19 tRNA genes are annotated in these 1,722 nt (G+C 51.8%); all 19 read right to left on the bottom strand.

The window, feature by feature from the left end:
• Nucleotide 1: 1 nt before the first annotated feature.
• The 19 genes from JCM14505_RS08475 to JCM14505_RS08385 all read right to left on the bottom strand — a co-directional run bounded on the left by JCM14505_RS08475 (nucleotide 2) and on the right by JCM14505_RS08385 (nucleotide 1,717).
• Nucleotides 2–75: transfer RNA gene (locus JCM14505_RS08475), tRNA-Asp, on the bottom strand.
• A gap of 4 nt (nucleotides 76–79) precedes the next feature.
• Nucleotides 80–153: transfer RNA gene (locus JCM14505_RS08470), tRNA-Met, on the bottom strand.
• 13 nt (nucleotides 154–166) lie between these two features.
• A tRNA-Glu gene (locus JCM14505_RS08465) sits at nucleotides 167–238 on the bottom strand.
• A gap of 11 nt (nucleotides 239–249) precedes the next feature.
• Nucleotides 250–336 (bottom strand) — tRNA-Ser (locus JCM14505_RS08460).
• Nucleotides 337–342: 6 nt separating this feature from the next.
• A tRNA-Ile gene (locus tag JCM14505_RS08455) sits at nucleotides 343–416 on the bottom strand.
• Between the two features lie 31 nt (nucleotides 417–447).
• Nucleotides 448–518: transfer RNA gene (locus JCM14505_RS08450), tRNA-Gly, on the bottom strand.
• Nucleotides 519–525: 7 nt separating this feature from the next.
• A tRNA-Phe gene (locus JCM14505_RS08445) sits at nucleotides 526–598 on the bottom strand.
• 13 nt (nucleotides 599–611) lie between these two features.
• Nucleotides 612–685, bottom strand: a tRNA-Asp gene (locus tag JCM14505_RS08440).
• 7 nt (nucleotides 686–692) lie between these two features.
• Nucleotides 693–766: transfer RNA gene (locus tag JCM14505_RS08435), tRNA-Met, on the bottom strand.
• A gap of 9 nt (nucleotides 767–775) precedes the next feature.
• Nucleotides 776–863 (bottom strand) — tRNA-Ser (locus tag JCM14505_RS08430).
• A 28-nt stretch (nucleotides 864–891) separates the two neighbouring features.
• A tRNA-Ile gene (locus JCM14505_RS08425) sits at nucleotides 892–965 on the bottom strand.
• 14 nt (nucleotides 966–979) lie between these two features.
• Nucleotides 980–1,053: transfer RNA gene (locus JCM14505_RS08420), tRNA-Met, on the bottom strand.
• A gap of 28 nt (nucleotides 1,054–1,081) precedes the next feature.
• Nucleotides 1,082–1,155, bottom strand: a tRNA-Pro gene (locus JCM14505_RS08415).
• 8 nt (nucleotides 1,156–1,163) lie between these two features.
• A tRNA-Arg gene (locus JCM14505_RS08410) sits at nucleotides 1,164–1,237 on the bottom strand.
• Nucleotides 1,238–1,240: 3 nt separating this feature from the next.
• Nucleotides 1,241–1,329 (bottom strand) — tRNA-Leu (locus JCM14505_RS08405).
• Nucleotides 1,330–1,358: 29 nt separating this feature from the next.
• Nucleotides 1,359–1,430: transfer RNA gene (locus tag JCM14505_RS08400), tRNA-Gly, on the bottom strand.
• Nucleotides 1,431–1,448: 18 nt separating this feature from the next.
• Nucleotides 1,449–1,521: transfer RNA gene (locus JCM14505_RS08395), tRNA-Thr, on the bottom strand.
• A 34-nt stretch (nucleotides 1,522–1,555) separates the two neighbouring features.
• Nucleotides 1,556–1,628, bottom strand: a tRNA-Lys gene (locus JCM14505_RS08390).
• A 16-nt stretch (nucleotides 1,629–1,644) separates the two neighbouring features.
• Nucleotides 1,645–1,717 (bottom strand) — tRNA-Val (locus JCM14505_RS08385).
• Between the last annotated feature and the right edge of the window lie 5 nt (nucleotides 1,718–1,722).

Raw genomic sequence — 1,722 nt, 5'->3', positions numbered from 1 at the left:
ACGGTCCATACGAGACTCGAACTCGTGATCTCATCCGTGACAGGGATGCGTCCTAACCAACTAGACCAATGAACCATAATTGCGGGGGCTGGATTTGAACCAACGACCTCCGGGTTATGAGCCCGACGAGCTACCAGGCTGCTCTACCCCGCGATAATTAAATTAATGACCCGTACGGGATTCGAACCCATGATACCACCGTGAAAGGGTGGTGTCTTAACCACTTGACCAACGGGCCATATTAAAAGATGGAGAAGGGGGATTCGAACCCCCGCACCAGTTTCCCGATCTACACCCTTAGCAGGGGCGCCTCTTCAGCCACTTGAGTACTTCTCCAAGAAGTGGGTCTAAGTGGACTCGAACCACCGACCTCACGCTTATCAGGCGTGCGCTCTAACCAGCTGAGCTATAGACCCAGGAAATATAACTGGTTTATACAAACCAGGAAGCGGGTAACGAGAATCGAACTCGCGTCATCAGCTTGGAAGGCTGAGGTTCTACCACTAAACTATACCCGCATAAAAGTGGCGCGGGACGGAATCGAACCGCCGACACACGGAGCTTCAATCCGTTGCTCTACCAACTGAGCTACCGAGCCAAAATTATACAAACGGTCCATACGAGACTCGAACTCGTGATCTCATCCGTGACAGGGATGCGTCCTAACCAACTAGACCAATGGACCAAAATAATTGCGGGGGCTGGATTTGAACCAACGACCTCCGGGTTATGAGCCCGACGAGCTACCAGGCTGCTCTACCCCGCGATAATAATAAGGAGGATAAGAGATTCGAACTCTTGCGCCGCGTTAACGACCTAGCGGTTTTCAAGACCGCCCCCTTCAGCCACTTGGGTAATCCTCCATATTGATAAAAAAATAAACAATTAATATGGACCTTGTAGGACTCGAACCTACGACCGAGCGGTTATGAGCCGCCTGCTCTAACCAACTGAGCTAAAGGTCCAACAACCGCCCAAATCGCGGCGGGGGGAATCGAACCCTCGACCTCCCGGGTATGAACCGGACGCTCTAGCCAGCTGAGCTACACCGCGAATAAGGAAACATATTAATTTGTCCAAATCGGGAAGACAGGATTCGAACCTGCGACCCCCTGGTCCCAAACCAGGTGCTCTACCAAGCTGAGCTACTTCCCGTTAAAAAATGCACCTAGCAGGAGTCGAACCTGCAACCTTCTGATTCGTAGTCAGACACTCTATCCAGTTGCGCTATAGGTGCATATGGTGCCGAGGACCGGGATCGAACCGGTACGGTCATCACTGACCGCAGGATTTTAAGTCCTGTGCGTCTGCCAATTCCGCCACCCCGGCAGGATAATAAAGAAAAATGGAATTGGCAAAGCGGAAGACGGGATTCGAACCCGCGACCCCCACCATGGCAAGGTGATGTTCTACCACTGAACTACTTCCGCATAAGAATATTAAATTAATGCCGACTAGAGGGTTCGAACCTCCGACCTTCTGTTTACAAGACAGATGCTCTGCCAGCTGAGCTAAGTCGGCGCGTTAAATCCGATCGAACCGCCGGAAATAATTATGAGCCGTGACGGGCTCGAACCGTCGACCCTCTGATTAAAAGTCAGATGCTCTACCGACTGAGCTAACGGCTCATGAGCTTGCGCTCGATGGGGGATACAGGGCTCGAACCTGTGACATCCTGCTTGTAAGGCAGACGCTCTCCCAACTGAGCTAATCCCCCAAAAT

The sequence above is a fragment of the Limosilactobacillus equigenerosi DSM 18793 = JCM 14505 genome, from assembly GCF_001311375.1.
GTDB lineage: Bacteria > Bacillota > Bacilli > Lactobacillales > Lactobacillaceae > Limosilactobacillus > Limosilactobacillus equigenerosi.
This window is presented reverse-complemented; position numbering and strand designations above follow the sequence as displayed.